This is a genomic window from Micromonospora sp. 4G55 (assembly GCF_016803375.1).
In genome coordinates this window covers 1-8,119 of the sequence record NZ_JAEVHN010000261.1, presented here as the reverse complement: position 1 = coordinate 8,119, position 8,119 = coordinate 1, and the positions used below count along the sequence as shown (strand labels likewise).

Sequence of the window (8,119 nt, the reverse complement as noted above, 5' to 3'; positions counted from 1 at the left end):
TTCTTGAACATGGTCTGCACGGCCCGGGACAGGCCCTCGTCCATGGTGAAGCGCTCGCGGTCCCAGTCGACCGCGTCACCGAGGCGGCGCATCTGGCCGTCCGGCGTGTGGGCCGGCCACGCCCCCTCACCGGTGCCGGGTGCGGAGAATGACGCTTCGAGGTAGGGCAAGATGGCGCCACGGCCCATTCACAGTGTGGTGCGGGGCCCGAGGGAGGGTGGAGCAGTGGGTGACGTGCTGTGGACGCCGCCGGCGGACGTACTCCAGCGGTCGCGGATCGGGAACTACCTGCGCTGGCTGCGTGAGCACCGCGGGCTGGACTTCGCCGACTACGACGCGCTGTGGCGCTGGTCGGTCGACGACCTGGCCGCGTTCTGGCGCTCGGTCTGGGACCACTTCGAGGTCGTCGCGCACACCCCGCCGACGGCGACCCTGACCGACCCGGCGATGCCGGGCACCCGCTGGTTCCCCGGAGCGACGCTCAACTACGCCGAGAACGTGCTGCGGATGCCGGGCCGCTCGGACGACGACCCGGTGGTGATCGCGCACGGCCAGACCCGCGCGCCGGTCACGCTGACCGCCGCGCAACTGCGCGAGCAGGTCCGCCGGGTGGCGGCCGGGCTGCGCCGGCTCGGCGTGGTCGCCGGGGACCGGGTGGCCGCGTACGCCCCGAACATCCCCGAGACGTACGTGCTGCTGCTGGCCACCAGCAGCCTCGGCGCGATCTTCTCCTCCTGCGCGCCCGAGTTCGGCACCCGCAGCGTCACCGACCGCTGGCAGCAGATCGAGCCGAAGGTGCTGGTCGCCGTGGACGGCTACCGGTACGGCGACAAGCCGGTCGACCGGCGCGGCGAGGTGGCCGCCATCCGGGCCGCCCTGCCCTCGCTGGAGCACACCGTCGGCATCGCGTACCTCGACCCGGCGGGTGGCCCACCCGAGGGCGCGCTCGGTTGGGACGAGCTGGCCGCCGCGACCGACGAGCCGCTGACCTTCACCCCGGTGCCGTTCGACCACCCGCTCTACGTGCTCTACTCCTCCGGCACCACCGGCCTGCCCAAGCCGATCGTGCACGGGCACGGGGGCATCCTGCTGGAGCACCTGAAGATGCTCGCCCTGCACCACGACCTGGGCCCGGCCGACCGGTTCTTCTGGTTCACCACCACCGGCTGGATGATGTGGAACTTCCTGGTCTCCGCGCCGGCGGTGGGCGCGACGATCGTGCTCTTCGACGGCAACCCGGGCCACCCCGACCTGGGTGCGCTCTGGCGGCTGGCCGAGGAGACCCGGACGACGTACTTCGGCACGTCGGCGCCGTTCCTGCTGGCCTGCCGCAAGGCCGGCCTGGTGCCCCGGGAGATCGCCGACCTCTCCGCGCTGCGCGGGGTCGGCTCGACCGGCGCGCCGCTGCCCGCCGAGGGCTTCACCTGGGTGTACGAGACGGTCGGCGAGCGCCCCCAGCTCCAGTCCCTCTCCGGCGGCACGGACGTCTGCACCGGGTTCGTCGGCGGGGTGCCCCTGCTGCCGGTGCACGCCGGTGAGATCACCTGCCGGGCGCTCGGCGCGCGGGTGGAGGCCCGCTCCGCCGACGGCACCCCGGTCATCGGCGAGCTGGGCGAGCTGGTGATCACCGCGCCGATGCCGAGCATGCCGGTGGGCTTCTGGAACGACCCCGACGGCCGCCGCTACCGGGAGGCGTACTTCGAGGTCTACCCCGGAGTGTGGCGGCACGGCGACTGGATCACGATCAACGACCGGGGCGGCTGCGTCATCACCGGCCGCTCGGACGCCACCCTGAACCGGGGCGGCGTGCGGCTCGGCACCGCCGAGTTCTACTCGGTGGTCGAGGGGCTGGACGAGGTCGTCGACTCGGTGGTCGTGCACCTGGAGGACGACGAGGGCGGCGCGGGCGAGCTGCTGCTCTTCGTGGTCCTCGCCGAGGGGCTGGAACTGGACGACGCGCTGCGCCGCAAGATCTGCCGCGAGCTGCGTACCGCCCTGTCGCCCCGGCACGTCCCGGACGAGATCCACCAGGTCCGCGCCGTGCCGCGCACGCTGTCGGCCAAGAAGCTGGAGGTGCCGGTCAAGAAGATCCTCACCGGCACCCCGGTGGACTCGGCCGCCGCCAAGGGCGCCCTGGCCAACCCCGAGTCGCTGACCGCCTTCGCCACCTTCGCGCAGCGCCGCGCCAGCGACCACGACACCCCCACCCCCGCCTGACCCGCCCCGCCCCGCGCCCGCCAGCGCGGGCGCGGGGCCCGGCTCAGGCGAGGATCCGGGTCACCTTCTCGGATGCCACCCGGCCGTCGAGCCGGGTGGCGTCGAGGTTGCCGCAGAGGACGACGCTGGCGCCCCGCTCCAGCGGGGTGAGCAGCCAGTCGACCGGGTCGGGGTGCCGGGCGGCGTCGACCAGGAGGCGGTCGCCGGGGGCGATGCAAAGCTCCGTCGCGCGCTCGGCCGCCCGGGCCAGCAGCGCCGCGTCGTCCGGGCCACCCGGCGAGTACGGCGTGAAGTGGTCGCCGTGGGTGCGTACCTCGACCACGTAGTCGGCGAAACCGGCCGGCACCTCGCGCAGCGGGGCGGCGAACGGGGCCAGCGCGAGGGCGTACCGGTCCCCGGCCGGCCAGGCGGCCGCCTCGGCGACCCGGTCGGCGGCGGCGAAGAGCACGTCCACGTTGCCCGGCGTGTCGGCCACCGTCACCCCCGCCGACCAGCAGCCCAGCAGCACCGCGGCGGTCTGCCAGTGCGGCGGAAGTAGCACCGCGGCGGCGTCGCCGGGGGAGAGGGCGAGCTCGTCGACGAGCAGGTTGGCGGTCTTGGCCACCCAGTTCGCCAGGGTCGCGCCGGACAGTTCGGTGCGCTCGCCGGTGGCGTCGTCGTACCAGGTCAGCAGGGGGCGGGCGGGGTCGGTCGCGATCGCGTCGGCGAAGACCCGGGCAATGTTCTCGGCCATCGGCGCGAACGATACGCCGCCGAGACCCGTACTCGATGACGATGACAAGTCGGCGTACCGTCGGGTCGCAGTCAGCGTCCGGACCGGGCTCCGGCGTAGGCTTGCCCGGAGTGTTGTTCCCCACAGACCCGCCAGTGCAAGGAGTCGCCCCGTGACCGCCGGTCGCCCGCCCCGCGTGCTCATCGACGCCACGAGTGTCCCCGCCGACCGTGGCGGCGTCGGTAGATACGTCGACGGCCTCCTCGGCGCCCTCGGCACCGTGTGCGGTTCGGGGGTGGACCTGGTCGTGGTCAGCCTCCGCACCGACCTGGAGCGCTACACCCGGATGCTGCCGGGCGCGGAGGTCATCCCCGCCCCGGCGGCCGTCGCGCACCGGCCCGCCCGCCTCGCCTGGGAGCAGACCGGCCTGCCGCTGCTCGCCCAGCAGGTCGGCGCGGAGGTGCTGCACTCGCCCTTCTACACCTGCCCGCTGCGGGCCGGCTGCCCGGTCACCGTGACCGTGCACGACGCGACCTTCTTCACCGAGCCGGAGCACTACGACAAGTCCCGGCGGACGTTCTTCCGCAGCGCGATCAAGACCTCGCTGCGCCGGGCCGACCGGGTGATCGTGCCGAGCAAGGCCACCCGGGACGAGCTGATCCGGCTGCTCGACGCCGACCCCACCCGGATCGACGTCGCCTACCACGGCGTCGACCATGCGGCCTTCCACGCGCCCAGCGAGGAGGAGAAGGCCCGGGTCCGGGCCCGGCTGGGGCTGGGCAACAGCAGCTACGTCGCCTTCCTCGGCGCCAAGGAGCCGCGCAAGAACGTCCCCAACCTGATCCGCGGCTGGGCCCGCGCGGTGGGCGACCGGGACAACCCGCCGGCCCTGGTGATCGCCGGCGGCCAGGGGCACGACGACGACATCGACCGCGCGGTGGCCGAGGTGCCGTCGCACCTGCGCCTGCTGCGCCCGGGCTACCTGCGCTACGCCGACCTGCCCGGCTTCCTCGGCGGCGCGCTGGTGGCCGCCTACCCGTCGTACGGCGAGGGGTTCGGGCTGCCGATCCTGGAGGCGATGGCGTGCGCCGCCCCGGTGCTCACCACCCCGCGCCTCTCCCTCCCCGAGGTGGGTGGCGACGCGGTCGCCTACACCAGCGAGGACCCGGATCAGATCGCCACCGACCTGGCCGCCCTCCTCGACGACGAGCAGCGCCGGCTCTCCCTGGCCAAGGCCGGTTTCGACCGGGCCAAGGAGTTCACCTGGGGATCCAGCGCCGAGGTGCACATCGCGGCGTGGAGCCGGGCCCGGGCCTGAGCGTGCGACGACCCGGCGAACGACCCCGCGTCCGCCCCGAAACGGTTCGGGCATGATGTGCTAATGCTCTACGCCGTCATCCCGGCGGGTGGCAGCGGCACGAGACTGTGGCCGCTGTCCCGCGCGGGGCACCCCAAGTTCCTCCACCCGCTCACCGGCACCAGCGCCTCGCTGCTCCAGGCGACCGTCAACCGGCTGGCGCCGCTGACCACACCGGAGCACATCCTGGTCGTCACCGGAGCGGCGCACGCGGCGGCGGTGGCCCGGCAGCTCACCGGGGTGCCCGAGGAGAACATCCTGGTGGAGCCCTCGCCGCGGGACTCCTGCGCGGCGATCGCGCTGGCCGCCGCGGTGATCGCGCAGCGGGACCCGGAGGCGGTGATGGGCTCCTTCGCGGCCGACCACCTGATCCGCGACGCCGACGCCTGGGTGGAGACGGTGCGCGCGGCGGTACGCGGCGCGGAGCGGGGTCTGCTGATGACGGTGGGCATCACCCCGACCCGCGCCGAGACCGGGTACGGCTACCTGGAGACCGGCGAGCCGACCGGCGACGGTCCACTGCGCCCGGTCACCGAGTTCAAGGAGAAGCCGGCCGCGCCGGTCGCCGAGGCGTACCTGCGCTCGGGGCGGCACCTCTGGAACGCCAGCATGTTCGTCTGGCGGGTGGACGTCTTCCTCGCCGAACTGGCCCGCCAGCAGCCGGCCCTGCACGCCGGGGTGAGCGCCATCGCCGCCGCCTGGGGCACCCCCGAGCAGGACGACATCCTGGGCACGGTCTGGCCGACGCTGCCGAAGATCTCCGTCGACTACGCGGTGATGGAGGGCGCGGCGACCGCCGGCCGGGTCGCGACGGTGCCCGGCGACTTCGGCTGGAACGACGTCGGCGACTTCCACACCCTCGGTGACGTGCTCCCCGCCGACCCGGCCGGCAACGTGGTGCTGGGCACCGACGCCAAGCCGGGCGTGCTGCTGCACGACTGCGCCGACCTGGTGGTGGTGCCGCAGTCCGGCCGGCTGGTCGCCGCGCTCGGGGTGCGGGACCTGATCGTGGTGGACACCCCGGACGCCGTGCTGGTCTGCCCGCGCGACCGCGCCCAGGACGTCAAGGTGCTGGTCGACGCGCTCAAGGAGCGCGGCGAGGAGGGCCTGATCTGACCCGCCTCGCCGCCGGTCGCCTCAGGCGCGGCGGCGCAGCGCGGCCAGGGCCGGCGCGACGAGCTGGACCGTCCCGCCGGCCAGCGGCTCGGGCAGCCGGTCCGGCGGGAACCAGCCCAGCGCCTCGGACTCGTCGCTGACCCGTTCCACCGCGCCGGGCGGCGCGAAGACCGCGAAGCGTACGTCGTGGTGCAGCGAGCCGCCCTGGCAGGCGACCGGGTGGATGTCCACGTCGATCGGCACCGGGTCGACGACCAGCCCGGCGATCCCCGACTCCTCGGTGGCCTCGCGCAGCGCGGCCCCGGCGAGGGTGCGGTCGGCCGGCTCGCAGTGCCCGCCGAGCTGCACCCACCGGCGGAACTTGCCGTGCAGGCAGAGCAGCACCCGGTCGCCGGTGGCGTCCAGCACCAGCGCGCTGGCGGTGACGTGCCCGGGTCGTGGCTCCGGCCCATCGCCACCGGCCCGGCGGTCAGCAGCTCCAGGGTGCGGTCCCGCGCCTCGGCGGCGGCGGGGCTGGTCGCCGTCCACCCGGTCAGCAGCGCCACCGCGTCGGCGTGCAGCGCCACCTCGCCGGCGGACGGGGACGGGGGGCCGGCGGGGTCGGTGGTGGCAGAGGCGTCGGGCACCCGGACACTCTACGAGCGTCGGCTCCGTACCCTGGCCCGGTGACCCTGCGACTCGTCGAGTTCGTCGTGGCCGGCAACGAGGCCAGTGACCTGCTGCCGGTCCGTTCCCCGGCGCTGCTGCGCGCGTACGACGCCCGGCGCGGGTTCTGGACGGTGCTGGACGAGGGCCCGGTCGAGCGCTGCCTCGCCCTGCTGCTGGAACGCTCCGACGGCGAGTGGATCGCCCGGCACGTGCCCGCCGACGCCGGCGTCGAGAACGGGCGCACCGAGGACGGCGAGGCGCTGGCCCACCACGACGGCTGGGTGTACGTCTTCGGCTCGCACTTCGGCTCGAAGGCCGGCCCGCTGCGCCCGCGCCGGGCGTTCGTGGCCCGGTTCCGCGAGGACGACGCGGCGGCGGGAACCCTGCCGGTGCGGGTGGTGCGCAACCGGTTCCGGGTGCACCGGGTGGTCAACGACGCGTTGGCGAAGGCGCCCTTCACCCCGCTGCCGCCCGGTGACCGGGTCCGCCGCCGGTTCATCGTGGAGACGCTGGCCCGGGGCACCGCCCGGGCGAAGAGCTGGGTGAGCCGGCTCGCCGAGGACGACCTGCCGCTGAACGTGGAGGCCGCCACGTTCACCTCGGACGGCACCGTGCTGCTCGGCCTCCGGTTCCCGGTGACCGCCGCCGGTGAGCCGATCCTGGTCGAGCTGGCCGGGGTGCCGGAGATGTTCGCCGGGGACGGCGACTGGCCGGTGGCCGGCCGGGCGTACGCGCTGACCGGGGTGACCCCGCCGGACGCGCTGGTCGGCTTCCGCGCGATCGCCCCGACCGTCGACGGCGGCTACGCGGCGGTGGTCGGCTCGATCGACGCGCTGGGCAAGGGCTCGGTGCTGCTGGACGACCATCCGGCGGGGGGAGGGGTGACCTCCCGGCACGTCCGCTTCCGGTGGCGGCCGGGCGCCGAGGAGCACCTGGTGGCCGGGGAGCTGGTGGCCGACCTGGCGCCGTTCCACCACGTGGAGGGTCTGGCCGAGCTGGACGGGAGCTGCTTCTACGTCACCGACGAGGACCACCGGGTCGCGCTCTGGATCGGCTGACCGGCCCGTTCGGCGCGGAGCGCCCCGGGGGACACCTCTGCGGACCAGGGCCGCAGACCCTCGTGGTGTCTCCCGGGCAGTAGGAGCATGCCAACCGGCGGTCGGGGGCGTCGAGGTTTTTCAGCTCACGCTTAAAAGTGGAGGTAAGTGCCGGGCGGGTAGAGTGCAGAGGGTCGGTGGGCAATCCCCCTGTCCGCCCTCAGGAGCGCTTCCATGCTGACGATCCACTTCTCTCAGGAGGACATACTCCGGACCAGGGTGGCCCCCGCGGCCGACCCGATCTGGGAGCTGGTGCTGAGTCTGCACCTGCTGCAGGGCCGCACCCGGGACCCGCTGATGGCGCACTGGCGCCGGGGCGTCGCCCGCGAGCTGCGCCGTGACGTCACCTCCAACCAGCTCCGGTTGCTCTTCGCGCTGAACCCGCCGCGCGGCTACTTCCCCGACTTCCTCACCCCGTACCAGAGCGTGGCGGGGTTCGAGGCGGGGCTGGACGCGGTCCGGGCCACCCCGATCGACCTGCTGAACCGCGACCTGACCGTGCTGGCGGGGGAGAACCCGCTGCCCACCTCCGCCTCGGCGCTGGCCCGCGGCGAGCCGGAGGTGCTGCAACTGCTGACCGACTCGATGACGCAGTACCGGTCGGTGGCGCTCGAGCCGTACTGGGGGCGGATCCAGGCGGCGGTGGAGGCCGACCGCAACCGCCGCGCCCGTGCCCTGCTCGACGGCGGGGCGGAGGGGCTGCTGGCCAGCCTGCGCCCCACCATGCGCTGGGACTCCGGGCGGTTGGAGGTGCACGACTACCCGTACAGCCGGGAGCTGCACCTGGACGGGCGCGGGCTGCTGCTGGTGCCCTCGTTCTTCTGCGCCCGTACCCCGGTTGCCCTGCTCGACCCGGCGCTGCCCCCGGTGCTGGTCTATCCGGTGGACCGGCTGGGCGGTCTGGTCCCGGCGCCCGGCGAGGGCGCCGGCCCGACCCGCGAGGGGGCCGGGCGGGAGGCGCTCGCCGCGCTG

The 8,119-nt window shown here is 74.5% G+C and carries 6 protein-coding genes and 2 pseudogenes; 5 read left to right on the top strand and 3 right to left on the bottom strand.

Features of this window, described 5'->3' with window-relative positions:
* Positions 1 to 98: pseudogene (locus JNW89_RS38905) on the bottom strand (class I tRNA ligase family protein); the annotation flags it as partial.
* 127 nt (positions 99 to 225) lie between these two features.
* Here JNW89_RS38905 and JNW89_RS20495 point away from each other — a divergent pair.
* The gene (locus tag JNW89_RS20495) at positions 226 to 2,217 is read left to right on the top strand and encodes an acetoacetate--CoA ligase (protein WP_238450124.1); all 1,992 of its coding nucleotides are present in this window, start codon (positions 226 to 228) and stop codon (positions 2,215 to 2,217) included.
* A 43-nt stretch (positions 2,218 to 2,260) separates the two neighbouring features.
* Here the strand turns inward: JNW89_RS20495 and JNW89_RS20490 are convergent, their stop codons facing one another.
* Positions 2,261 to 2,950: a TIGR03089 family protein gene (locus JNW89_RS20490; protein WP_238450123.1), complete on the bottom strand. Its 690-nt coding sequence runs from the start codon at positions 2,948 to 2,950 to the stop codon at positions 2,261 to 2,263.
* Positions 2,951 to 3,101: 151 nt separating this feature from the next.
* Here JNW89_RS20490 and JNW89_RS20485 point away from each other — a divergent pair, with 151 nt between their 5' ends.
* Both JNW89_RS20485 and JNW89_RS20480 read left to right on the top strand, forming a co-directional pair.
* Positions 3,102 to 4,247 carry a glycosyltransferase family 1 protein gene (locus JNW89_RS20485; protein ID WP_238450122.1) on the top strand — a complete coding sequence of 382 codons (1,146 nt, stop codon included), beginning with the start codon at positions 3,102 to 3,104 and terminating at the stop codon, positions 4,245 to 4,247.
* A gap of 63 nt (positions 4,248 to 4,310) precedes the next feature.
* Positions 4,311 to 5,402 carry a mannose-1-phosphate guanylyltransferase gene (locus JNW89_RS20480; protein WP_238450121.1) on the top strand — a complete coding sequence of 364 codons (1,092 nt, stop codon included), beginning with the start codon at positions 4,311 to 4,313 and terminating at the stop codon, positions 5,400 to 5,402.
* Between the two features lie 21 nt (positions 5,403 to 5,423).
* On the opposite strand, the pseudogene JNW89_RS20475 reads toward JNW89_RS20480, so the two are convergent.
* Positions 5,424 to 6,028, bottom strand: a pseudogene (locus tag JNW89_RS20475) (NUDIX hydrolase).
* A 39-nt stretch (positions 6,029 to 6,067) separates the two neighbouring features.
* Between JNW89_RS20475 and JNW89_RS20470 the strand changes: the two are divergent.
* Together JNW89_RS20470 and JNW89_RS20465 are read left to right on the top strand one after the other, a co-directional pair.
* Positions 6,068 to 7,108, top strand: a complete 1,041-nt coding sequence (locus tag JNW89_RS20470; RefSeq protein ID WP_238450120.1) for a DUF4185 domain-containing protein — start codon at positions 6,068 to 6,070, stop codon at positions 7,106 to 7,108.
* A gap of 213 nt (positions 7,109 to 7,321) precedes the next feature.
* Positions 7,322 to 8,119, top strand: a 798-nt coding sequence (locus tag JNW89_RS20465) for a transcriptional regulator (protein WP_238450119.1), incomplete at its 3' end; no start/stop codon positions are given.

Coding starts and splice junctions, on each gene's coding strand:
- JNW89_RS20490 (WP_238450123.1), bottom strand. CDS start 2,950: ATGGCCGAGAACATTGCCCGGGTCTTCGCCGACGCGATCGCGACCGAC.
- JNW89_RS20480 (WP_238450121.1), top strand. CDS start 4,311: ATGCTCTACGCCGTCATCCCGGCGGGTGGCAGCGGCACGAGACTGTGG.